Source organism: Gracilinema caldarium (assembly GCF_029265695.1).
Lineage (GTDB): Bacteria > Spirochaetota > Spirochaetia > Treponematales > Breznakiellaceae > Gracilinema > Gracilinema caldarium_A.
The window spans coordinates 1-22907 of sequence record NZ_JAJUHW010000041.1 but is presented as its reverse complement, the minus strand read 5'-3'; the positions used below and the strand labels follow the sequence as shown (position 1 = coordinate 22907).

At 48.9% G+C, this 22907-nt stretch carries 23 protein-coding genes and 1 pseudogene; 17 read left to right on the top strand and 7 right to left on the bottom strand.

From position 1 onward, the window contains the following. Positions 1 to 571 (top strand): AMP-binding enzyme (locus Q7P68_RS11630; RefSeq protein ID WP_304225850.1); only part of this gene is annotated, 571 nt, incomplete at its 5' end. A gap of 74 nt (positions 572 to 645) precedes the next feature. Here the strand turns inward: Q7P68_RS11630 and Q7P68_RS11625 are convergent. Next, positions 646 to 1428 carry a sulfite exporter TauE/SafE family protein gene (locus Q7P68_RS11625; protein WP_304225848.1) on the bottom strand — a complete coding sequence of 261 codons (783 nt, stop codon included), beginning with the start codon at positions 1426 to 1428 and terminating at the stop codon, positions 646 to 648. A gap of 182 nt (positions 1429 to 1610) precedes the next feature. Here Q7P68_RS11625 and Q7P68_RS11620 point away from each other — a divergent pair, with 182 nt between their 5' ends. The 4 genes from Q7P68_RS11620 to Q7P68_RS11605 are packed head-to-tail and all read left to right on the top strand — an operon-like array spanning position 1611 to position 6773. Continuing rightward, positions 1611 to 2411 (top strand): hypothetical protein, encoded by an 801-nt coding sequence (locus tag Q7P68_RS11620; protein WP_304225846.1) that lies wholly within the window; start codon positions 1611 to 1613, stop codon positions 2409 to 2411. 44 nt (positions 2412 to 2455) lie between these two features. Beyond that, on the top strand, positions 2456 to 3409 hold the full coding sequence (locus Q7P68_RS11615; protein ID WP_304225845.1) for an AAA family ATPase: 954 nt from the start codon (positions 2456 to 2458) through the stop codon (positions 3407 to 3409). 9 nt (positions 3410 to 3418) lie between these two features. Next, entirely contained in the window at positions 3419 to 4642 is a 1224-nt protein-coding gene (locus Q7P68_RS11610; RefSeq protein ID WP_304225843.1) for a DUF58 domain-containing protein, read from the top strand. Continuing rightward, positions 4629 to 6773, top strand: a complete 2145-nt coding sequence (locus Q7P68_RS11605; RefSeq protein ID WP_304225841.1) for a transglutaminase-like domain-containing protein — start codon at positions 4629 to 4631, stop codon at positions 6771 to 6773. The genes Q7P68_RS11610 and Q7P68_RS11605 overlap by 14 nt, the downstream gene beginning before the upstream one ends. Here the strand turns inward: Q7P68_RS11605 and Q7P68_RS11600 are convergent. The 3 genes from Q7P68_RS11600 to Q7P68_RS11590 are packed head-to-tail and all read right to left on the bottom strand — an operon-like array spanning position 6752 to position 10471. Continuing rightward, complete coding sequence (locus Q7P68_RS11600; RefSeq protein WP_304225839.1) at positions 6752 to 8377, bottom strand: DUF4129 domain-containing protein; 1626 nt, start codon at positions 8375 to 8377, stop codon at positions 6752 to 6754. The genes Q7P68_RS11605 and Q7P68_RS11600 overlap by 22 nt on opposite strands. After that, positions 8370 to 9518: a DUF58 domain-containing protein gene (locus tag Q7P68_RS11595; RefSeq protein WP_304225837.1), complete on the bottom strand. Its 1149-nt coding sequence runs from the start codon at positions 9516 to 9518 to the stop codon at positions 8370 to 8372. Before Q7P68_RS11595 ends, Q7P68_RS11600 begins: the two co-directional genes overlap by 8 nt. After that, positions 9515 to 10471, bottom strand: a complete 957-nt coding sequence (locus Q7P68_RS11590; RefSeq protein WP_304225835.1) for an AAA family ATPase — start codon at positions 10469 to 10471, stop codon at positions 9515 to 9517. Before Q7P68_RS11590 ends, Q7P68_RS11595 begins: the two co-directional genes overlap by 4 nt. Positions 10472 to 10557: 86 nt before the next feature. Here Q7P68_RS11590 and Q7P68_RS14000 point away from each other — a divergent pair. Next, positions 10558 to 10695, top strand: a pseudogene (locus Q7P68_RS14000) (type II toxin-antitoxin system RelE/ParE family toxin); the annotation flags it as partial. Positions 10696 to 10706: 11 nt separating this feature from the next. Here Q7P68_RS14000 and aroC read toward each other — a convergent pair. Beyond that, complete coding sequence (gene aroC, locus Q7P68_RS11585) at positions 10707 to 11762, bottom strand: chorismate synthase (RefSeq protein ID WP_304225833.1); 1056 nt, start codon at positions 11760 to 11762, stop codon at positions 10707 to 10709. Positions 11763 to 11964: 202 nt separating this feature from the next. Here aroC and Q7P68_RS11580 point away from each other — a divergent pair, with 202 nt between their 5' ends. Next, positions 11965 to 13116 (top strand): GGDEF domain-containing protein, encoded by a 1152-nt coding sequence (locus Q7P68_RS11580; protein ID WP_304225831.1) that lies wholly within the window; start codon positions 11965 to 11967, stop codon positions 13114 to 13116. Positions 13117 to 13139: 23 nt separating this feature from the next. Here Q7P68_RS11580 and vapC read toward each other — a convergent pair whose 3' ends face one another. Both vapC and Q7P68_RS11570 read right to left on the bottom strand, forming a co-directional pair. Continuing rightward, the gene (vapC, locus tag Q7P68_RS11575; protein WP_304225829.1) at positions 13140 to 13544 is read right to left on the bottom strand and encodes a type II toxin-antitoxin system VapC family toxin; all 405 of its coding nucleotides are present in this window, start codon (positions 13542 to 13544) and stop codon (positions 13140 to 13142) included. Next, entirely contained in the window at positions 13541 to 13810 is a 270-nt protein-coding gene (locus Q7P68_RS11570; protein ID WP_304225827.1) for a type II toxin-antitoxin system VapB family antitoxin, read from the bottom strand. The genes vapC and Q7P68_RS11570 overlap by 4 nt, the downstream gene beginning before the upstream one ends. Positions 13811 to 13830: 20 nt before the next feature. Between Q7P68_RS11570 and Q7P68_RS11565 the strand changes: the two genes are divergently transcribed. From Q7P68_RS11565 to Q7P68_RS11520, 10 genes are all read left to right on the top strand, one after another. After that, entirely contained in the window at positions 13831 to 14319 is a 489-nt protein-coding gene (locus Q7P68_RS11565) for an arsinothricin resistance N-acetyltransferase ArsN1 family B (protein WP_304225825.1), read from the top strand. Then, the gene (locus Q7P68_RS11560; protein ID WP_304225823.1) at positions 14316 to 15578 is read left to right on the top strand and encodes a cytochrome c biogenesis CcdA family protein; all 1263 of its coding nucleotides are present in this window, start codon (positions 14316 to 14318) and stop codon (positions 15576 to 15578) included. The genes Q7P68_RS11565 and Q7P68_RS11560 overlap by 4 nt, the downstream gene beginning before the upstream one ends. 135 nt (positions 15579 to 15713) lie before the next feature. After that, positions 15714 to 15866, top strand: a complete 153-nt coding sequence (locus Q7P68_RS11555) for a nucleotidyltransferase substrate binding protein (RefSeq protein ID WP_304225821.1) — start codon at positions 15714 to 15716, stop codon at positions 15864 to 15866. 63 nt (positions 15867 to 15929) lie between these two features. Further along, a complete protein-coding gene (locus Q7P68_RS11550) occupies positions 15930 to 16187 on the top strand; it encodes a nucleotidyltransferase family protein (protein ID WP_304225819.1) in 258 nt (85 codons plus the stop codon). 14 nt (positions 16188 to 16201) lie between these two features. Beyond that, positions 16202 to 16906: a lycopene cyclase domain-containing protein gene (locus Q7P68_RS11545; protein ID WP_304225817.1), complete on the top strand. Its 705-nt coding sequence runs from the start codon at positions 16202 to 16204 to the stop codon at positions 16904 to 16906. 29 nt (positions 16907 to 16935) lie between these two features. Further along, positions 16936 to 17949: a LacI family DNA-binding transcriptional regulator gene (locus tag Q7P68_RS11540; RefSeq protein ID WP_304225815.1), complete on the top strand. Its 1014-nt coding sequence runs from the start codon at positions 16936 to 16938 to the stop codon at positions 17947 to 17949. Between the two features lie 9 nt (positions 17950 to 17958). Then, positions 17959 to 18546, top strand: coding sequence for an MBL fold metallo-hydrolase (locus tag Q7P68_RS11535; protein ID WP_304225813.1), 588 nt, complete (start codon positions 17959 to 17961; stop codon positions 18544 to 18546). 437 nt (positions 18547 to 18983) lie between these two features. Continuing rightward, positions 18984 to 20564: an endo-1,3-alpha-glucanase family glycosylhydrolase gene (locus Q7P68_RS11530; RefSeq protein ID WP_304225811.1), complete on the top strand. Its 1581-nt coding sequence runs from the start codon at positions 18984 to 18986 to the stop codon at positions 20562 to 20564. A gap of 92 nt (positions 20565 to 20656) precedes the next feature. Next, positions 20657 to 21229: a hypothetical protein gene (locus Q7P68_RS11525; RefSeq protein WP_304225810.1), complete on the top strand. Its 573-nt coding sequence runs from the start codon at positions 20657 to 20659 to the stop codon at positions 21227 to 21229. Positions 21230 to 21298: 69 nt separating this feature from the next. Beyond that, positions 21299 to 22804 carry a hypothetical protein gene (locus Q7P68_RS11520; protein ID WP_304225808.1) on the top strand — a complete coding sequence of 502 codons (1506 nt, stop codon included), beginning with the start codon at positions 21299 to 21301 and terminating at the stop codon, positions 22802 to 22804. Positions 22805 to 22907: the final 103 nt, after the last annotated feature.

Sequence of the window (22907 nt, the reverse complement as noted above, 5' to 3'; positions counted from 1 at the left end):
GCCTAAACCGGGCTCCATGGGCAAGGCTGCTCCTGGCTATGATCTTGATTTGGTGCGGGAAGATGGAAGTTCCTGCGAAGCAGGCGAAGAGGGCCAGATTGTGGTCCGGACCGGCCGCCGCCGGCCTGTCGGCATGTTTGCCGGCTATTACCGGGATGCGGAACTGACCGCCAAGGTTTGGCATGATGACATTTATTATACCGGAGACATGGCTTATAAGGATGAGGATGGCTACCTCTGGTTTGTGGGCCGTGCGGACGATGTTATAAAAAGCTCAGGTTACCGTATTGGTCCCTTTGAGGTAGAAAGTGCCCTTTTGGAACATCCGGCTATTCTGGAATGTGCCGTTACCGGGGTCCCCGATCCAGACCGGGGTATGGCGGTTAAGGCAACCATTGTACTTGCCAAGGGCTGGACTGCCAGCGAGGAGTTAAAACGGGAACTTCAGGAACATGTTAAAAAGACTACCGCCCCTTACAAGTATCCTCGGGTTATCGAGTTTGTAACTGAGCTCCCTAAAACGATCAGCGGTAAAATCCGCCGGGTCCAGATAAGGGAGCAGGATAAATAATGCTTGTTGGTCCTGGGCTAAGATTTTAACCCAGGACTTATCCCCCGTTCTTAGTGGAGATCAAGCCTTGATGTTTATTTTATAGCTACGAGCAGGAATCGGAGCCCCACAAGGATAAGAATCGGTGCAATGGTAAGGTTTACAATTTTAGCAAGTTTTTCTGTCCAGAATTTTTGAACAATAAGTGCAATAATGGTTACAAGCACAAATTCATAAATTGCGATAACAAACTGGGACCAGTCTGGTATAGACACAACTAATTGAGTCCCGAGGGCTGTCCATGCGGCGGTAACAACGGCTACGGTGGCGAGAGCGTAGGCCTTTTGGGGATGATGCCCCATGGCATTATTATACAAGGGAACCGCAAAGGGTTTGCCTCCTGCAGAAATGAGGCCTGTAAGGATGCCGCTGCCAAGGCTAATTGGTACAAACCAGGATGGATGGGCCTTTGTTTCCTTTTCAGAAAGGGGCTTGATAATTAAAATACGCAACCCAACAAGGATTGCATAGATTCCCAAAATGCCTAACAATAAAGATGGTTTCAGCTGATTAGCCAAGAGTCTGCCGCCAACACCACCTAACACCGCTGGAATGGTTATGAGGAGCCATTCATGTGACCCAGGTGGCACTGCTCCATGGAGTAGTTTGCGCTGCCGCAGGAGTGCCATAAGGGCTGCCAGAGAAACAACGATAAGGTTTATTTGAATTGCCTGAACAATCGGCAATCCAACAATACCAGTGAGCATAATAACCAGAAATACCCGGTCTACCCAAGATCGAATAGAGGAGGTAACAAAGCCAACGATAAGTGCTGCAAGAAGGCCACGCACTAAAAGTGGCACGGTTAGTGAAATCATAAGATCTCCTTATATCTTAAAAAATATATATATAATATTGCAAAATATTGCAATATTGTCAATAATTAAAAATGACCAGTTATGCTTTATTCCATATGATTTTGAAAAAGTCTGTTTAAAAAAACTTCCAGTTAATCGTACTCTTCTGCGCTATCCTTTTTGCCAGGAGGTGAGCAATAAAAGTGAAAAATAACCAAGTTTTCCTTCTTTACATTTTGCTTTTCGCTGCTGTTGCATCCTGCGAATCCCAAACAGGGTACCAAAAACCGGCCTCTTCAGATGCCAGGGTTATATTCCTGCATCACAGTACGGGAAATTATGTTTGGGATGGTGGAGTGCCAGCGGCCATGGATGTACGAAACGCTCAGCTGGGTACAAATTATGTAGTGGAAGAGCGGGCCTATCCGAATGATCCCTGGCCATGGGATAATTATCCTTCCGATTACTACCGGCTCTGGGTTGGAGGGCAGGGCAGCAGCACTGTGCCGAATATACATAATCTAGAAACCCTCTGCAGCCAGTACATGCTCATCATCTTTAAGCACTGTTTTCCAGTAGCCCAAATTGGACCAGATTCAGGGACTCCTGATCCGGCTTCGCCCGACAAGTCCCTGGCCAATTACAAGGCGGCCTATAATGCCCTGAAACAAAAGATGCATAGTTTCCCAAACAACAGGTTCATAGTATGGACCGGAGCCGCTGAGCAGGTTGGCAATTGTACCGCCGAACAGGCGGAGCGGCTTAAGGCCTTTCATGATTGGATTATCGGAACCTGGGATGAAAAGGGCGATAATATCTATGTGTTCGATTTTTGGCAGCTCGAAACAGGAGGTGGTTTGTATCTTCTGGCCGCTAACGCGGTGGATTCAGGGGATGACCATCCCAATACAGACTTCTGTGTAGCCACAGCCCCCCGTTTTGCCGAACGGATTTGCGATGTACTGCAGGGAAGGGGAGATCTGGATCCGCGTACCGGATATTAAATCCTGCGGTATCGTACCTCTTAGTACCGTGGTATAGTATACCCATGAAAATGGAACTATCTGAAGCTTCTCGTATCGTTCATGAGATAGAGAATGCGGTTCTTACCGCCTTTGTGGGCCAGCCTTTGGTGGTACAGCTTGGGCTTATTGGCCTCTTTGGCGGATTGCATGTTCTTATCGAAGATATTCCGGGCTTGGGCAAAACGACTCTGGCTTTGGCCATGGCCCGAGCTGCGGGGCTTGGTTTTTCCCGCATCCAGTGTACGCCGGACTTGCTGCCCGCCGATGTATTGGGCCTATCGGTGTGGGACGCTAACCAGCATGCTTTTGTATTCAGGGGCGGTCCCATTCTGGCTAACTTTGTGCTGGCAGACGAGCTAAACCGGGCTTCGCCCCGTACCCAGTCGGCCTTTTTGCAGGCCATGCAGGAAGGCTCAGTTACGGTGGATGGAAATACCTTACTGCTGCCAGAACCTTTCTTTATGGTTGCCACCCAGAATCCCCATAATTTTGTCGGCACCTTTCCGCTGCCGGAAGCGGAACTGGACCGTTTTGGGCTCAGTTTTTCCATTGGATATCCATCAACAGAGGATGAAGAAACTATTTTAATTCGGAATGAAACAGCCTGGCCGGTTATGGCGGTAAAGACCGTGGCAGACCCTGAGACCATTCAGCAGATCCGAATAATGGTGCAGTCAGTTCATGTTGCTCCAGCGGTGCGGCAGTATATTATGGAGATAGTCCGGTCCACCCGCACCCAGGCGGATATCAGGTTGGGTTCCAGTCCCCGTTCCGGAGTTTACCTTCAGCAGGCAGCCAAGGCCCGGGCTTTGTATGAAGGCCGCAGCTTTGTACTCCCCGAGGATGTGGAAGCCCTTGCCCGGCCGGTATTGGCACATCGGCTTGTACTGGCATCTCAAAGCCGTATGGCAGGGAAAGATGCGGGGACCCTGGTCGGCGAACTGGTTTCCCGGATAAGAAAACCTACAGGATTGTAAGAGCCGTTCATGGGTATCCGTATTTCCCCCCTGGGCTTGGGCGTTTTTCTTTTTTCTCTCGCTCTGTTTAACAGCATTGCGGGCCTTGCGGGTCCCCTTTCGCGGCTTTTGGTTCTCTTTCCTTTTTTTGTGTTCGGTTCATCGCTGCTCCAGGTTTGGTACAGCTATATGCAGTTCGGTTTTCATCAGGAGTTTTCGAGCGACCATCCCGTACGGGGAGAGTCGATACAGTATCATTTTGTTATACATCAAGAGGGACTGCTGCCTTCCTGTCTCATCCTCTGCCGGTTCTCATTTAAGGGGCCGGGGCTTACAGGGATAAATGAACGATCGGTGTTTCTGGGCAGCAGGGAAAGCCAGTCCTGGTCTTTTTCGTTCCGCTGCGCCTATCGGGGGGTCTACGCCGTAGGTCTTGAGCACATTTTATTCAAAGACAGTCTTGGGCTTTTTGAACTTTCTTATAGGGTAGAACCCCGGATGTTCTATGTGTATCCCGAACTTATTCCACTGAGCAGTTCTTTGGAATACCTTTTTACCGGAAGCGGAGAAACAGGCACAAATCCCGGGGGCTTGCAGGACGATGTGGGTGTCTTTGATTCGGTCTATCCCCTGCGTCATGGGGAAGGGGGGCGGCAGATCGCGTGGAAGCGCTTTGCCGCTACGGGTATTCCCAGCGCCCTTAAAACTGCACGGGCCTCAGCCCAGTCACTGCGGATAGTGCTGGATCTGCGGCCCGCACCGTTCAATAAAATGGAAGAGGCCCGGCTCCTGGCGGAAGATCTGGCGGTAAGCCTTGTATTTTCGGTACTTCGCTACATGGCTGAACGGGGAATTCCAGCGGAACTCTTTGCGGGCTGCGAAACGGGGCCCTATTTTATTTCAGAAATGAAGAGCTTTGAATGGCTCTATTCCCGATCTACCAATATACTCTTTACCGAAACAAGTTTGCCCCGGGCCGCCTGGGAAGGGGATAAAACTACGCTCCTTGTGAGCCTGCTGCCGCCCCTGTACGAGGCAGGCAGCCAGGAAAAGGATTTTTATTCTATTATTGAACAAAGGCTGCGGGGCGGCTACCGGATACTTTTTATATCCGTACCAGGCCCGGAATTTGTTTTAGATGCCCAGAAGGATGCCCTTCATATAGCGGAACTCCTCCCATTCAGCCCATGGATTCCCTGCAGGGTTCTGGATACCCGGCAGGGTAGCGAAGGAATAGCCCATGTTTTTGAATGAAGCGAAGCCTGGCGAGCTGGGGCTGCCTGGCGAGCCGGGGCTGCCTGAGCAGTCGGGGCGGCTGGAGCGGTCTGGCCTGCCTGGGAGACTTGAGCGGCCCGGGCAGCCCGTGAGGCGAGGGCAGACCTGGACGCCCGCCCTTGCCCTTTTGTACTGGCTCCTGCTCCTGATCCCTGCGCTGGCTCCTCCTCTCGTACTCGGCTTTTTACTCCGCGGTACCGGTCCGCTCTGGCTGCCCCTTCTGTGGTCTATGGTGAGCCTCGCCCTGGCCTCTTGGCACCGTGTTTCTGGTTCCGGAAAAACCGCAGGGCTGCTGACAATTATTTGGATTGCTGCGGGCTTACTGTTGCTCATTGTGCTCCTCAATGTAAGCAGGCGTTCCCTGGCGGAAGTCTGGTTTATAATGGTCAGACAGGGAAAAGCCCGGGGCTTCTTTTCCTATTTTGCAGCCCTGATTTATGGATTCTTAACGACCCTGTCGGCCCTTCTTTTTGTATGTTTGGGGCCTATTGCAGGATGTACCGCCCTGACCGCGGTAAGTCTCCTTACGTGGGCGATCCTCTATGGCAAGACTCTTGGGTTTGTGGGTGCCCTGTTTTTCTTTTTGCTGCTCTTCTTTGTGCTTAATGCACGGCGATTTTCCCCGGCAAAGCCGAAACAGTTCCTTATTATGCTGCTTTCGGTGAGCTTCCCCTTTAGCGCGGCTCTCCTGGTAACAGCTCCCCTTGTACCCCTGTTTGATACAAGCGGTACAGAGATCAGCCTCCCTGGCATTGATATGACACCCCTGGTGCTCAACCTAGCGCCATCCTTGCCTCTGCTTCTGGATGTTCCCGGTTATGGCTTCGAAGTAGGATCGAGCCGCTTTTCCACCCGCCTCGATCTTTCATCGGTCCCCTTATTCGAAATAGAAGGCACACCGGGGGCATCCCTGTACCTCGCTGCAGCCACCTACGGCAACCGAACCGCCGATGGCTGGGCGGAGGATATTTATAGAGAAGAGTCCCTATTGATGAGCGGAGAGGAGCCTTTGGGAACAGGAACTCAAGGTCTGCTGCGGCTCCGTTTTGTGGGAGACTATTATGACCGCTTTCCCCTCCCGGCGGAAGCCGAATCGGTATATATAAGGCCTGTGGCTCAGGATTTTTCCCTCCCGCAGGTAATACTTGCCGGTGCAGCATGTGGCCTTCGCTTCGAACAACCTATAGAACGGGGCGCTGAGATTGAAGTTAGATTAAGAGAGACTACAAAGACTGTTACCTGGTCCCCTGAGGGAATTCAGAGCGGGGACCCCGCGCGGTACCGAGATCCGGGGCCTGATCCCCAGGGCCGTATTGTCCAGTTTGCCCGTCAATGGCAGACCGACAAAAGGGACCCAGAGGCCCTCCGGTCCGCAGTACAGGCAGTGGAGCGGCACCTCAAAGAACAGTATGGCTATTCGGCACGGGTAAGCGGTGGTCCCCGCTCGCTTGCCCTGGAGCGCTTTTTGTTTGAAGAAAAACGGGGCTATTGCCTCCATTTTGCGAGCGCCCTCGTGGTTATCCTTCGGCATCTTGGAATTCCTGCCCGGCTTGTGGAGGGTTTTCGCCTCACCCTTGATTCCCAGGGCCGGGGGCTTATACGGGGAACCGATGCCCACGCCTGGGCAGAGGCCTATATTGGGGGGCGTTGGCTTCGCTTTGATCCGACCCCCGCCGCTGGGCCATCCGGCGGAAATCCGGCGGTGCCCGAAATGTATGCTGCCGCCCGGGGCAGTTCAGGTCCGCGGATAGGATTCTTGCCTGCAGAATCGCCGGGTGACGAGTCTGTTCATCCTTCTCAGCATAAGAACCGCCTCTGGATATGGTATGGTTTTCTTGTTTTAGTGTCTGGATTTGTAGTCGCTGTGTCTCTTTTGTTCCTCAACCTTACCCGGAACAGGCAGCGTTTTCTAAAAAGACAACTCAAGCGCCTTGTTCGGGTAGGAAAACGGCAAGGCATCAGCGGACCAGAAGTGACTGGCTGGCTCCAGTGGAGAGAAGCAGCCTGCCATGCGGGCATCTCAGAGGATCCAGAAAAAATCGCGGCCCTCGTAAAGGAACATATAACAGAAACCTTTGGCCGCCAGTCTCAGCGTTCCTCAGGCTCGTAGTGCAGCACCTCACCCACCGCGGAACCGAATCGGTTCCACTGGTCCCGGCTTATAAGGGTGTCGCCGTAGAGGGCTTCTTCGAAAATGGCGGCTATTTCAAGGATGGGTTCTTCCAGTTCCGGGAAGTGCCCGGTGAGCAGCCCTGCATATTCCCGGGGAGCCTGAGATGCCTGGCAGGGGATCTTGTGGGCTTCTCCCCAGCGAAGATAGCGGAGGTACCGTTCCGCCATTTTACCCAGCTGGGCCCGTTTGCGTTTGTCCTGTTTGCCTGCGGTAAGGCGTTCCAGTTCTTCCCGCACCTGCTTAAGGTTGTCCGGATCCAGGTCGAGTCCATCAATCTGTTTTGCCTTGCGGGGCTTAAGATACGAAAGGAATTTCTTAAACGCCTGCAGCAAAGATCGGGGCGACAATATCTGCCTGACCCGCTGCCAAAAGTACCGGGATTTGAGGGGCGAAATGAGGAAAAAGAGGATAAAGAGCCCAGCTACCACCGCGGCGAAAGTTCCAAGGATGAGCCACAGAAACGTCCAATCTACCGGCGATTTTGACCGATTTGCCAGGGCTTCCAGGTCCCGGCGGAAGAGTTCCATATCCGGGCCTTCCTCTGCCGGAGGTTCTGGAACAGAAAAGGCTACCGGTGGCCGCTCAGGAAAGAGACTCGAAAGCCATGCAAAAAAGGCCAGTATCCACTGAATAGGGAGGATGGAAGTTGAGCCTGCCGCGACAAAGGCGATACCAAACACCACAATAAGTATGAAAAAGAGGCTCCGGATCTGGTAACTGCGGCTATCCGCATCGGGGCTGATCCCGGCTCCAGCATCATACTGTTCCCGAATATAACGGCCAAGCAGTCCGCTTAAAAAGGGGTATATCAGAAAGAGGGGGAGGACAAAAAGCTGGGCTCCCAGCCCTTCTCCCTGAAACGCAATTCCATGTCCGATAGCTTCCGCAAGGGTAATCGCAAGGAGTATGCGGGTAATGTTCCGTATTTTCCGCATCCCCTTAAGGGTTTCCTCCGCAAGAATTCCCGCGTCCCGGAGCCGGTACTGCAAGGCCAAAGGAGAGAGGCCAGGAGAACTTGGTTCCTGCGGGACCGTTTCTTGCGGGCTTTGCCCGTCGGGCATGTTTTTTTTATCGGGGTCCAGTTCGGCTAAAAGCAGTTCCCGGTCCCGCAGGGCCCCCTGAAACAGCACGCTGAACACCCATTGGAGGATGCCGAAGACTGTCACCGTGATATTCAAGAAGGAAGGCCAGAGAAACCTCAGGGGGTCTCCATCGTTGGTCCCCAGCGGGCCTGTCCCAAATCGGAGGCTTCCCCCCGAAATAAGATCCGCCAGGGAAGCGCCTAAATAGAGAAAAAGTCCAAAAAACACAAGTTCTCGGATACGGGCCGTAAAACCAAGCCGCTCCTTGCGGAACAGGTTCCCCAGGATAACCGAAAATAAACCGACCGAAAAAGAAAGCACGAGTACTGCCAGGGACGGAAGTGGCCAGGAGGGGATCCAGCGGGAGAGAAAGCCCCCCTGTGCAAAGAGAAAACTTGCGGGAATGCTGACGGCGATGAGGGGATGGACAAATTCGGCAAACCGTTCCTGTTCAGCCATGGCGCTCTCCTTCCAGTTCTGTCACCGCTATGCCCTTGGCGTGCAGGGTTTCCAGGTCTTCCAGTTTCGGCCCAATACAGAACACCTGCAGCTCCCCCCCTTTAAGGCGGCTTAAGAGAAAAAGTTCCAGAAGCGTTTCCCCAACATAGGGACCCACATAGCACACCCGGGAACGGTAGGGAAGCCGCCTCAGGGCATCGGTAAAAGTGCCGTAACCGCTTTGTTCTGAGAGGGCGATTTTAGCAAGGCTGTCCAGTATGGCCATCCGGTGTTCCCGGCCTGGCTCGATGGCGAGGTTTTTGCCATCCTGGGGGAGGATTCCGGTGCTGATGCAGCCCACACTCTGGTCTAAAAGGGAGGCGGAACTCACCAGGGATGCGGCATATTCGATACAGCGTTCAGCGTACACATATTGGGACTTAAGGGGATAGGCCGGGGCGGTCAAATTAAGGAGTACCAGGAGGGGTACATCAATACTGGATTCATAGATATTGGTGATGAGTTCTCCCGCGTGGGCGCTGGCCTTCCAGTTGATGCGGCGCCACTCATCTCCCTGCTGGTATTCCCTCAGGGCCCGGTAGCGGCTGGGATCTTCGTGGAGGATGTTTCCGGTCTTAATGGTTCCCAGGGGATAGCCCTCATAGGCCCGGTAGGGGAGGGTGAAAATTTCTGGATACACGATAACCGTGGTTGTGTCGCTTTGTTCGTAGGTGTATTCTTCCAGCCCCAGCATGTCACGGATAAGGAGCTTGACCGGCCCTAGGGTCCATTCGCCCCGTTCGTTAGGACGCAGGGTATAGGAGATAGTTTTCCGGCTCCGGCTTCGCATATCAAGCCGCTGGCGGCAAAGACTCGTCGGATCAAGGGAGCCGGTCGTGTCGGACAATATGGCGTTGTATACGGGGAGCCATCCCGTGTTCATGACCTCCAGTTCTACTGTCGTGGTCCTGTTTTTATAGGTCCTGAGCACCGAGTCTTTGCGCCGAATGACGATATGGCGGCTCGCTGAACGAATGTAGAGCCAGTTCAGCAAAAGCAGGAGCAGCCAGGCGAGGGCAAAAAAACGCAGAACCGCCACCGGGGCAAAGAGGAAAACCGCAAGCAGCAGCAGAATCTGGACTAGCCGTTTTCGGCCCCTCATACCCCTTCCTTAAAGACCGGTACGGGTACGCTGTCCACAATCGACTCGATAATCCGGTCCACGCTGATATTTTTAATGATCGATTCAGGATGCAGGATGAGCCGCTTGCGGAACACGTCCGGCACAAGGGATTTTATGTCCTCAGGAATCACATAAGAGCGGCCCTCCATGGCGGCCAGTGCCTGGGATGCGCGATAGAGGGCAAGGCTTCCCCGGGGAGAAGCGCTGAGCCGCACCGCAGGGTGGCTGCGGCTTGCGGCCACCAGGGCAAGCATATAGTCCCGCAGGGCGCTGTCCACATGGATACGGGTAACCGCTTCCTGCAGGGCGAGAATTTCATCAACCTTGGTGACCGGTTTTAGGGAGTCCACCGGATGTTCAATCTGACGCTGGCTTTCCAGCATGACCGCCTCGGCGGCTGTGTCGGGGTAGCCGATAGAAAGGGAAAGGAGGAACCGGTCCTTTTGGGCCTCCGGCAGGGGGAAGGTCCCTTCGAACTCCACGGGGTTTTCCGTGGCGATAAGGAAAAAGGGTTCAGGCAGCTTGAGCCGCCTTCCATCAACAGAAATCTGCCGCTCCGCCATGGCTTCCAGGAGTGCCGCCTGGGTTCGGGGGGTAGCCCGGTTTATCTCATCCACGAGGAGCATATTGGTCATTATCGGTCCCTGGCGGAAAAGGAATTTTTGCTGCTCCGCAGACCAAATCGTTACCCCCAGCACGTCCGCCGGCAAAAGGTCCGGGGTGCACTGGAGCCGCTTGAACTGGGTTCCCAATGTATTTGCTAAAGCCCGGGCCAGGATTGTTTTACCCGTCCCTGGAACGTCCTCTAAAAGCACATGGCCCCGGCTCAGGAGGGCGCAGAGTATCTTGCGAATCACCCGCCGTTTCCCGTAAAACACCGTTTCTACCGCGCCGGTAATCTCATCGGCCCACTGTTGTATTGTCTTTTCCATTACTCTAGTATACCAGAGATTTTGGAAAAGGGGGGGAAACATATTGATAATGTGATTTTGTAGAAAATCCCTTTTGTCCAGACTTAAAAAATCATAAGCTATCAGGCCAGCTTAAAGATCTCAGAGCTATTAGTATTAGTTGTGATTGTCGTATCATTTACACGATGATAGATGACAATACCGCTTTATTAGTAGCCATAGGAACTCATGATGAGGTGTATTAATATTGCAATCTTTACACCATTAAGGCTGCTTGCAGCTTCAAGTGGTCCTCCAGCACGAGGGCGGTCATGGCTTCTACCACCGGGACGATCCGGGGGAGTATGCAGGTGTCGTGGCGGCCCTCGGTGCGGATTTCGGTTTCTTCTCCATTTAGGTTGATGGTCTTCTGGGGCTTTGCGATGCTGGAGACGGGCTTTACGGCGATGCGGAAGACTAGTTCTGCCCCGGTACTGATACCGCCGATAATACCCCCCGCATGGTTAGTTATAAAGCCGTTTTTGTCCATCCAGTCGTTGTGTTCGCTCCCCTTCATGTCCACCGCTGCAAAACCGGCGCCGAACTCGATACCCTTTACCGCCCCTAGGGATAGCATGGCATGGGCAAGCTCGGCGTCCAATTTGTCAAAGACCGGCTCGCCAAGCCCCGCAGGGAGACCCCGGACCCGACACTCCACGATGCCGCCGGCGCTGTCCTGCTCATCCTGCAGAGCCTTGAGCCGCGTCTCCATGGCCAGAGCCGCCTCTGCGTCGCAGGCCCGCAGGGGATTCTGCTCAATGACCGATTCATCAAACCTGGTGCATTCAATGCCTGCGGCCCGCTTGGTATAGGCGATAACGGATACGCCCCTGCGGGCCAGGAGCTTTTTTGCCACCGCCCCGGCGGCCACCCGGCCGGCGGTTTCCCGCCCCGAGGCGCGGCCGGAACCCCGGTAGTCCCGGATGCCGTATTTTTTTAGGTACGTATAGTCCGCGTGTCCCGGACGGAATTTGTCTTTTATGTCGTCGTAGGCAGAAGGCCGGGCATCCTCATTGTACAGGATAAGCAGCATGGGGGTGCCCGTGGTTTTCCCCTCAAAGATGCCCGACATGATATGGACCTTATCCGCCTCCTGCCGGGGGGTGGTGATAAAATTCTGACCCGGTTTCCGTCGGTCCAGTTCTTTCTGTATGTCCTCTTCGGAAAGCTCTAATCCCGGTGTAACCCCGTCGATTACGACGCCGACGGCTCCTCCGTGGGATTCTCCGAATGTGGTAATTCTGAACAAGTGTCCGAAACTGCTCCCCGGCATACACGCTCCTTAGCGGCTTACTACTTTGCAGACTGCTGTTTCACAGGCTGCTCAGGCCCATCATACAGAAGCGGGCCCGTTGCATCAACCTTTGGGAGAAGTTTTGCGGCATGTAGGCTCGAACAAACGGATGTTCACCCCCCTCCAGTTGACACCATCCATCCCTTAACCGAAACTAAAAAGGTATATGATTAATATCGATGTGAATACGATCTACTTAAGCATGCTCCTGGGTAACTTTATGACGGTCTTGCTTGTCTTGTCCTATGCCCTGCACTATAAAGACCGGATGATAAATCTTTATATAATAGGAAAAAGTATTGAGTGTTTGGGCTTTCTTGTCGCATTCATCCGCGGCGGTGTGCATCCCTTTGTACCCATAGGCATAGGGAACACCCTGCTCATTGCCGGAGCGAGCTGCGAAAATCTGGCCATGCTCAGTATTGCCGGTTACAGTTCACAGCGATTACGAAATATTTTTATAATCGGCGGTATTTTTGCGGTTATCCTCTTTAATACAGCTTTTTTCTTAGGAGCAAATACTTCCCAGCGAATAGCCCTCATGTCCTTCATCACGATCGCTATCGTTTCGTTATCAACCGTGAAATTCCTTGCCGATCCAAAGGCAAGTGCGTTGCGCAAGATGGTAGGCTTTTTATATCTTTTTGTCATTGTGGGCTTGTCTTTAAGACTCTATGACGCCCTGCGTTCCGCAGATTTTCACTATTTTCTTACCTCCACCATGTTTCAGGCCATTGCGTTTTTGAGCCTGTCCTTAAACCAGATACTCGGTACGGTGGGTTTTGTACTGATCGCAAAAGAAATTGCCGACCGGGAATTGGTAAGCGCAGCTACCACCGATAATTTAACCAAAATATTAAACCGCCGCTCCTTTCGCCAGCATGCGGAAGCTGCCTTAGCCCACTGCAGCCGTTCCCATGAGCCATTGTCCTTTGCCATTATGGATTTGGATCATTTTAAAGAAATTAACGACACCTATGGGCATCTTGCAGGCGATGAGGCCCTTGTATCTTTTACCAAAAAGGTAAGTTCCATGATTCGCCCCTATGATATTTTTTCCCGCTTCGGCGGAGAAGAATTTGCGCTTCTCTTGCCCGGCTTGCCGAGTGACGCCGCTTTTAGGGTCCTTGAACGTATCCGAAAAGCGGTAGAATCTTCCCGTTTTATCAGCGAAAAGCAAGAAAAACCAATAACGGTGAGTATCGGTCTCGTATCCTGCTCAGCCATGGACATCTCTGATTTAGATACCCTCTATTCCAAGGCGGACGCGCTTTTATATAAAGCAAAATCCGAAGGCCGCAATAGGGTTGCAGTTTCAGAAGCAAGCCTGTAATACAGGATAGATAAAATTACCTTTTATTCCCCATATATCTTTAATTCTTTTATTACTTTACTCATCTTATCAAAATCGCTGTCGTTATGAAGCAGCAGCAAATTATTTTCAATTGCAATCTCAGCAATTAATACATCAATTGTACTGCGTATGGTTATTCCATTTTTTCTGCATTGAAAATTAAGAAAAGCAGCTTTCTCGTATGATTCTTTACCATATTTAAGATCATAAAATGGTATTGTTTCTAAATATTCTTTCAGTGTATTGAATTCATGAATGGTCTTTGATCCTTGTAATAATTCTTGATATATAAAAGTATTGATACCATATGGAATGCCATGTTCTACAAGCTCATCAAATAATTTTGCAGGTCCTGATTCAATCCCTTTGAAATAATCAATGAGGACAGAGGTATCAACTAAAATCATTGGCCAACTCGCATTTTTTTATAGTCATAATCATCTGCAAATTGGATTTTACCTTTTAATTCTCGCAGGTTTTTCATTTTTCTAGATCTTACAAATTCCTTGAGTGCAGTTTCAATCAATTCTTTTTTGGTGCGAATATTTTCAGCGTATTTAAATGCCTCATCAACAAGATTATCATCAAGAACGATATTGGTTCGCATTTTATACACCTCTCTATGTGTATGATAATACACATTCAAGTGACAATCAAGCCCACGCAGACGCACTTTTATGCTATACTCTCCCTATGCCAATAATACGTACCGTAAACGATGCTGACGGGCCTGCCATCGCCAGGCTCTACAATTATTATGTCCGGGAAACCACGGTTACCTTCGAGGAAGAACCAGTTTCAGACAAAGAAATGATCCGCCGGATTGATGAAATTACCGCCCAATTTCCCTGGCTTGTCTACGAGCTTGATGACCGTGTAGTCGGTTTTGCTTATGCCGGCAAGTGGAAGGGCCGCTCTGCCTACCGGTACACCGTGGAATCCACCGTCTATGTGGACCGGGACTTTTGCGGCCGGGGTGTTGGAACGGCCCTGTACACCCGGCTCCTTGAGGGTCTGCGAGAACAGGGCATTCACCTGGTGATTGCGGGAATAGCCATGCCTAACCCGGCAAGCCAGGCCCTGCATGAGCGCTTTGGCTTTCGCAAGGTCGGCGAGTTTACCGAGGTGGGCTATAAATTTGGCACCTGGCTTAATGTGGGCTACTGGGAAAAAGGCTTATGAAACAGTCTCCGTTCATCAATATGGCACTCTTCTTATTTCTGTTGATGAGCCCCCTCTGGGCCCAGGAGGGGGCTTCAGGTTCCACTGCAGGTGGTCCGGCAGGAGCTCCGACAGGAGCTCCTGCTGCCGAAGGCCCGCCGATACTTCGGGGCGTGTATTTTACCGAAACGGGATGCGGCCACTGCGATGCCTTCTTGTATGTGCAAAAGCAAAAGATGGAAGCCGCTTCAGGGGTGCGGCTTGAACTGGAAACCTACGATATACTTTCCGCCGAAGGCTACCAGCGCTGCGTGGATATGCTTGCACAGCGGGGACTTGCTTTTACGGTGTTTCCGGTTCTCTTTGTGGGACATAACGTGTACCGGGGTTCCACCGAAATAGAGCAGAATGTTCCTTTAGAACTGGCGGCTTTTAAGGAGACTGGCACATCCCGGCCAGCGGTAATACCTGCCTCGCCTGAAGTCTCTGGCCGGGCCGCCGCGTCCCAGGCTGGCGGCGCCGCGGCGCTTAAGGATGCAAACCCTGCTGGAGCGGCGGCCCTTGGCACTGGAAACACGCTGGGAACCCTCGCAACCATCCTCGCCGCGGGGCTCCTGGATGGCATTAACCCCTGCGCTTTTTCGACCCTGCTCTTTTTTCTCTCCTTTATAGCCCTGAGGCGGACGGACCGGCGCTCCCTGTTCCTTGTGGGACTTTCCTTTATCGGCTCGGTGTTCCTCGCCTATATGCTCATCGGCTTCGGCTTCCTGCAGGTCCTGCGCTCCTTTCTGTCCGCTGGCCGGGCCACCTATGTGGTTAAAATCATTATCTCTGCCCTTGCCGCGCTTCTCGTGATTCTTAACATCCAGGATGCTATGCTTGCCCGGCAGGGGAGGGCGGGCGATTCGGCTTTGCAGCTTCCTGCGCCGCTTAAACGGCTTTCCCACCGGGTCATCAGGTCCTTTTCAGTGCTGCCCCTCTATGTGCTGGGTGCGGCAGCTTCTGGTTTCCTTGTGTCAGTTATCGAACTGGCCTGTACTGGTCAGGTGTACCTTCCTACCCTGGTGTACCTTAACCAGTCCGCCCTGAGCCATTGGAGCGTCTTTCTGCTCCTCCTCTACAATCTGGGCTTTATCTTTCCCCTTTTGATGGTCTTTGTACTGTACCTTTTCGGTCTCCGGCATGAAAGGCTCCGCGCCTGGTATGCGCGCCGCATTGTCCTGGTTCGCACCCTTACGGCGCTCCTCTTCCTTATTATGGGTATTGTGGTGTGGGTGTAAGTTTGGGGGCCTACAAACCGAGCCGTGCTCCAAGAAGTTGGTCTCGCCCCAAGAAGCTGGCTAAGGGCGCCGTGCCCTGGCTATGGGCAGGGAACTGGAATATACTGTTTATAAACATGCATAGGAGGTTTCGGAATGGAACAGGATATTCGCTGGATTCAAAGGTTTGATAATTTTAAGCGGGCCTTTACACTCCTGCGGGAAGTCCTGCTCTCTACCGACGATATTACTGCCCTGCAATCCATCGTTAAGGAAGGCATTATCCAGCGTTTTGAATATACCTATTGAGGAACAGATGCAGTGAATTGCGGACTTAGGGATCGTGAAATTGCACTACTTCGTAGCATTTTCATGAAATATATAAAACGGGGGCTTATCATAGTCTACGGGTCCAGAGTAAAGAGAACGTATACACCCCAAAGCGATGTTGACCTGGTGATAAAGAACAGCCCTGTTGTAGACGGCCATATTCTTGGAAGCATTAAAGACGAGATAGATGATTCTGGCTTTCCCTATCTCGTAGATCTCCAATTTTACGAAGAACTTAAAAACCCAGCTTTGATTGATCATATTGATAGGGCTGGTGTGGTCTTGTTTGATTTTCATTAAGCAACGGAGTTTCCATGGCCTATATTCTTTTAAATCTTTTAGTTCTTCTATTTCCATTGGTCCTCTCCTTTGACCGGAAAGTCGCCTTTTATAAAAGCTGGCCTGCGGTATTTCCTTCTCTCTTGGTCATTCTTATACTGTTTGGATCCTGGGATGTCTGGAAAACCTCTATTGGGGTGTGGTCCTTCAGTGTCCAGTATGCCGGCGCCTGGCGGTTTCTGGGTTTACCAGCCGGTGAATGGTTGTTTTTTATCTGTGTACCCTACTCATGTATCTTTATTTTAGCCTGTGTACGAGCCTATATAAAAGAGCATGAATTACCGATTCCCCTGTGGTTGTGGTATGTTCTGGCGGAGGCTATAATCCTTGCGGGTCTTCTTTTAATGCACAAAACTTATACGGGAATTGTTTTCCTTTCGGTTGGGGCGGCAATTCTGGCAGTGCGGATACTCTCACCAAATAATTTCCGATCTTCAAATTTCTGGATAGCCCTCGCCATTACCTATGTGCCCTTCTTAATCGCGAATGGTATCCTTACTGGTCTTCCGATAGTCCTATATGATAACAGCCGTAACCTGAATATCCGTGTCGGCCCCATACCTATTGAAGATTTCTTTTTCAGCTTATCCATGCTGCTGCTCTCATTTGCCCTCTATGATTTTTTTGGGCGAAAGCAAGAAAAACATAGCTTACATAAGAGGGCAACTGCTCTTGAGTAATTCTTTACATAGTTATACTATATTTCATTATGCCAACAATTAAAGATATTGCAAAAGAAGCTAAGGTCAGTCCCACTACAGTCTCGAATGTTATTCATGGCAAAACATCCCATGTTGCAAAGGAAACAGTTGAACGTATAACGAAAATTATAGAAGCATACAATTATACACCAAGCTTAACCGCACGATCATTGGTTAGCAAATCGTCAAAAATTATTGGTGTGATTAATCATCTCATACCAGACCAAAAGGGTAATTTTTTAGAAGATCCCTTCCATGGCGCTTTTGTCGGCGGAATAGAAAAAACCTTGCGTGAGCGAGGCTATTTTATGCTGGTCCGGACGGTAGAAGATGAGCAGGAACTGCTGCAGGTTTTCCGGAATTGGAATATGGATGGGGTAATATTAACAGGCCTCTTTGAAGATACATTTTTTGCTCAGCTTATCCGTACTGATAAACCAATTGTACTTGTAGATAGCTATGTAGAAAATAAAAAGATTTTTAATGTAGGTTTGGATGACTACCGAGGCGGTTATATTGCTACTGAATATTTAATTAATCATGGACATAAAAATATAGTTTTTGCTTCCCCTCATATCCAGCATCAAGGTGTTCTAGAAGAGCGTTTTCGCGGGTATCAAGACGCACTTACTCATGCGGGGCTACCTATTCGCAGAGAAAATGTATACGAACATGAGATGACCATCAATGAAGGACAGGAACTTGGCCGTGAACTGGCAAAGAGAAAGGACATTACCGCAATATTTGCTTCCGCAGATATGCTTGCCGCAGGAATTATCAGCGGACTGCAGGAAGCAGGAGTCAAAGTCCCTGATGAAATATCAGTAATTGGCTTTGATGATTTATATATTAGCCGTGTGACTTCTCCTCAACTCACCACCATTCATCAGGATGTAACATTAAAAGGGGTAACCGCCGCTAACATGATGGTAGATTTTCTGGAAGGTAAGCCTATAATAACCCGCCATGTGGTGATGCCCGTGTCTATTGTTGAACGCGCATCGGTTCGTTCTCTTGTTTAGTGTATTTGTATGATTAAATTTTTTCGTTACCATAGCACACATTGCTTCTTCCTTAACAACAAGAGCGGCGATCAGTGGCTCGCCATAGATGCTGGCTGGCCTTGTACCTTCCAAGAATACCGTCATAATCTTAAAAACCTTAATATCAAAATTGATGAACTCAACTATCTTATTGTGACACATTTCCATCTTGACCATGCAGGGCTTTTGGGAGAGCTTCAGAAGACACAGACTGTTCCTTTAGTATTAGATTTTCAGCTGCCTTATATCGATGACATGGAAAGAACAATTCTAAAAAATAAAAATTATATAGAATACAAACGTATAGATATGCTTGGTTTGCATGCACTAACCCTTGAAATGTTAAATCAACGATTAGCAGAAGCGGGATTTCCAGTCCATGTAGAAACTGCAGATGCCCATTCTCCCGATCATATTTGTCTCATTACTGACCAAGGTGAAGCAATTATCGGGGATCTGCCGCCAATCAATCAAATTATGCCCGATGACGAAAAAGGAACCGAAAACTGGACCCGGATCCTGTCTAGAGGCGTCTCTGTTATTTATCCCAGCCATGCGGAACAATTCTGCCTTTAATTATTTTCGCTTATGATAAAACTACATTTAATCCCAGATTTTAATTTAGCAAATCCCAAATGCTTTGTATTTTAAAAAACAAATATCTTATTTTTTTTATTGACAGATTAAAAAAGTGGGCTTAATATAGGTTTAACGTTAAACGCGTTTAACGTTAAACCATAAAGAAGCGAGGTATTAATATGAATACCCATAGGTATATTGCTCGCCTGATATGCGGCCTCACCATGATTTCTTTGTTTTTTTCTTGTACTACCACTATAAAGCCAAAAGGTGAAAAGCCTGCCACCTCAGGAGAGGTTTTTGAAAATGCAAGAAAACAACTTATTATTCAAACCCCATTACACAGAGTGAATAAATCTCCTCTGTTACTAGTTCATTATATGCCATGGTTTCAGGCTCCACCTGTAGATTCAGGGTATGGTTTCCATTGGCACATGGGCGGAACAGTGTTTGATCCTTTTGAGACACTTCCAGACGGAAGAGCAAAAATTGCATCCCACTATTATCCCCTGACCGGTCCTTATGATACCAGGGATATAGAAGTGCTTCGTTATCAGGTGGCTCTCATGAAAATCGCAGGTATCGACGGGGTCATCTTTGACTGGTATGGCATAGAAGATGCATTGGATTACAAAGAAATACATCAATCTGTTATGACTATCATACCAATCCTCAAGCAGGCAGGCTTGAAATTTGTCTTCTGTTATGAAGACCAAAGTATCGGGAAAATGATAGAAGCTAAAGCTATTACAAAGACCCAGGCTGTAGAGACTGGTAAAAAGGCATTCGCATGGCTCCAGAAAAATGTTTTTCAGGATGAGTCATATGTAAAATTTGAAAATCGTCCTGTGGTACTCTGTTTTGGGCCTCAATATTTCAAAGAAAAATCCCAGTGGGAAGTTCTTTTTTCGGAAACCCATCCTCGGCCCTATCTTGTTAGTTTGGATAATCACAGTGAACAGTTTGCTGATGGTTCTTATAATTGGCCGCTCATGTGGGCTTCCACAGCAGGAAAATTGAGTCTTTCCCGCTTGGTGTCGAATCTAAATGACTTTTATACAAAACAAAGTACAAAACCTCATCTTGTAGCCACTATTTTCCCTGGTTTCCATGATATCTATCAAGAAGCCGGCGCAGGACGCAGTTACGGTTTTTTGGATTATGCTGACGGAGAAACGTTTAAGTTAACCATGGATGCAGCTTTGAAAGCAAATCCAGATATTATTCAAATTGCAACCTGGAATGATTATGGCGAGGGAACTATTATTGAACCGACCATTGAACGGGGATACAGGGAACTCGAATATATACAGGATGTTAAAAAAACATATGCAGAAGAATTTCCCTTTAGCCGTCTTGATCTTCGTATTCCTATAGAACTGTACAAGGCTTATACAAAAGCAGGTTCAGAAAAAGAAAAAAATTACATCATCTCGATATATGACCGTCTTTTTGCAGCAAAGATTGATGAAGTTAGACGCCTTATGAAAGAGGCTGCTCTTCCCTTGGATTTTGCAATTCGTCCAGTACTCCGAACTACCGAATCAAAATCCGTTACCAAACAAGCAGAATCATTATTCGATACTGCCGGTAAAAAGAATATAGCCCTAGGTATGCCTGTTGTTGCGTCCAGCCACATATACGACTTTGTAGCAAGCAAGGCCAATGATGGTGATGTGGCTAGTTATTGGGAAGGTGGGGCTAGTACATATCCAAACATCTTCACAGTAGATCTAGTAAATTCACGTTTGCTCGATGTAATGCTTATCAAACTGAATCCAAAACGAATCTGGAGCAAACGGGTACAAAGAATTGAGGTTCTCTATAGCGAAGACGGAAACCAATTTTTTAAGGTAATAGAACCTACTGACTATTCATTCGATCCTGCAGGGAACGGCAATTTTATAGTAATTAAGTTGAACGTTAAAGCTAGGTACCTCCGTTTAATTTTTACTGGGAATACCCAGGCTAAGGCTGGCCAAATCGCTGAACTGGAAGTGTACGCAGCCCAATAGTGTTCTTAATTGTCCAAGTCGGATGTCGGACCCGGGAACGGCAAACACAGGGACAGTAAAGATATTGGAATATTAACATGAGGGAGGTTTTTATGAAGCGTATAAGTACTTTGAGCATAGCTGTTTTTGTGATTCTCTCAGGTCTTGTCATCTTGATCGGCTGCCCGAGTCCTACGGTGAACGATAATCCTGTGACACCTGTAAAGGTTTCCTTAACTGGTACCTATCAGACCTATTGGCTCAACATTGCCGAAGCTGATCTTGGAGGGCTTGAAGGATTCCATTTAAAGAATCTGAGCGCTGAGCCAGTTGGTATAGTAATTGATCGTATCGTGGCTTCCGATAGCAAATCCCTCGATGGAGCGGTGGATGTGTTTACCTTCAGTGATCCGGAAACAGGAACAAATTATTGGGGCTTTGGCGATGGCACTATTGAAAATGGTGAGTGGTCCTCTGGTGAGGTTCCTGCTCCTGTTGCTCCAAATACTGAAACTTATATTACGGGCTTTGCAACCTCGGTTTTTGTGGATCATGTCTATGTCGGCATTGTCGTAAAAAATCTTTCAGATACCGTCTTAGGAAACAAGGTTGCCTTTATACCGATTATCAGCGGAACTGTAGAAACAGGAAGAGCGAAGAATTTCGAGGACCTTTTTGTGTATTGATTTGTAGAGAGGCGATTCTGGCCTAGGTATATCTAAGGCTGGAATCGCTGGAATTAAAGGGAGTGATCAATGGCAAGGAATATCAGTACAGGCTTTATTCTGGTGCTCTGTATCGCTATGGGAATTAGGCTTTTCGCGGGAGATATAAGCCTCGCCAATTCGGGGAGCTTTAATCTGACGAGCCGGACTAGTTTTGGCATCGATCTAGACAACACTTATCGGTATGGTCTTAAGCAGGAACTGACCGATTTTCAGTTGGTTATCAATCTGGTGCCATACCAAAAATTGAACAATAGGGTTAAAAGCGATACAGCAGTGGGTTTCATCAATCTGACACTATTTAATTTAGACCTTGTTACAAGCGAAGGTCTTGGATACAACGCTGGGGTGCCAGATTCTAATGGAGCTTATTTAAGGCGAAACCGTTTCCAGACAGGAGAGTTTCTGGCTGGTATCGCAAAAGGGAATTGGATACTGCAGATGAATGCAGGGGCTAATGAACCCTTTTGGTCTCCCTGGAACAAGGGGCTAGAGTTTGTGAATGACGGGGTTAAATTTACTTGGTCATACTTGGATTCTATGGTCGATGTTAAGCGGATTAATCCCATATCATCTTTAAAACCAGAAGATCCTCTTGTGGCTCAGTTCCAGCAGGATACCAAAGGTCCGACAGATAACCTGGGTGTTGATATTGGCGGAGCGACTATTGCTGCATTGTATACTGTGGAAAACCGTTTTGGATTAAACCTTAAGTTTGCGACAGAATATCCGTATAACAGTGATGCTATAACACCATATAATCGTAATGGACTTGCCGCAGGGATCGATAGCGTAATTATCCCTTCCCAACTAGAAAGCTTAAAGCTGTTTATTTCTGTCGGGGGTAGTTATGAATATGGCCTAGATGCAAATTCTGATCCGTTTATGATGGGAAGCAAAATCGGCTATAACATACCCTTGAATGATGATCTGGCTCTTGAACCCTATGCCGGTGCAGATGTGGGGATAAAAATAAAAGAGGCCGGTAGTTATGACAGCGGCGAATATGAAGTTGCCACGGGAGTTACCTTCCACTGGCCTGGTTTGGGCGGATGGTATACTGATTATATTCTTAATCGACCAGGTCGGGTATTTCCTGGTTTGTCTCTTGCTTATAAAGTCTACAGTCCCTTTAGCAGGGCAATACAGGATGCTCAGCACAGTATTAAGTTTACCCTTTTCGAGCCCCGCGGTGACGATGGCTTGTTTTATGGAATTGGATCAGAAATGGTAGTCGACTATATTGATATTAGCTCTTCTAATCCAGTTTTTTATCTGACAAGCTATTTTGATTATACCATCCCGGCTGTTTTTAATACATCGGGTTCTTTAATTCCATGGATAACACTCTGCTACGATAATCTCCCAGATACAGACCGACGAAAACAGGCTATCAAACTTGATGGAGGTGTAAAATTAGACAGGGTTATCTCGAATACGATTATTGCTCTTTCATGGAATTCAGGAGACCTTCTTAATTCAGCAGCAGTATATCGATGGGGATATCTCAAAACCAGTATTGAAATAAAATATTAATTTGAATCAATTGGTTGACAGTACCATTTTTATGTGTTTAAATAACGTTAGGTTTAACGTTAAACCTGCAAGGTTAGGTGCGGGGAATATACGAAACAAGGAG